This window comes from Streptomyces milbemycinicus, assembly GCF_002154605.1.
Classification (GTDB): Bacteria; Actinomycetota; Actinomycetes; order Streptomycetales; family Streptomycetaceae; genus Streptomyces; species Streptomyces milbemycinicus.
The window spans coordinates 1-680 of the sequence record NZ_MUNE01000671.1 but is presented as its reverse complement, the minus strand read 5'-3'; the positions used below and the strand labels follow the sequence as shown (position 1 = coordinate 680).

The window sequence follows — 680 nt, the reverse complement described above, 5'->3', positions numbered from 1 at the left end:
GGGGGAGGAAGGGCGGCATGAAGAGGGGGAGACGAGAGCGGGGAGCCCGCTGTCGCTGCCCTCGCAGCTCGTCGTGGCCGTGGGCCTCGCGGTGACCGTGGCCGCCGTGGCCGTCCACCTCGGGATGGCCTTCCTGAACGTCTCCCCGCCCAACACGGTCAGCAAGCAGCACAGCGAGGCGATAGACGACTACATATATCCAGAATTCGAACGGAACTGGAAGCTCTTCGCCCCGAACCCCCTCCAGCAGAACATCGCCGTCCAGGTGCGCGCCGAGATCCGCACCCCCGAGGGCGGCACCGCGACCACCGGGTGGCGAGACCTGTCGGCCCAGGATGGCGCGGCCATCAGGCACAATCCGCTGCCCAGCCACACCCAGCAGAACCAGCTGCGCCGCGCCTGGGACTTCTACCTTCTCTCGCATGACGCCCAGGAGCGGCCGAACGGGCTGCGCGGACAGCTCTCGGCGCAGTATCTGCGGCGGCTCGCGATACTCCGCCTGGGCCTGAAGCAGGACGGCGGCACGGTGCAGCGGATCCAGCTGCGCTCGGTCACCCGGCAGCTGGCCGCCCCGGCGTGGAGCGAAGAGAAGATCGACACCCGTCCCATCCGCCGGGAGCTGCCCTGGTGGCCGGTTACCGACGCCGACCTGCCGGAGGCGAAGCGCCAGTGACGACCCC

The 680-nt window shown here is 70.0% G+C and carries 1 protein-coding gene; it reads left to right on the top strand.

The window, feature by feature from the left end:
* On the top strand, positions 1-673 hold a 673-nt coding region (locus CCN51_RS42275), incomplete at its 5' end, for a DUF5819 family protein (protein ID WP_245881794.1).
* Between the last annotated feature and the right edge of the window lie 7 nt (positions 674-680).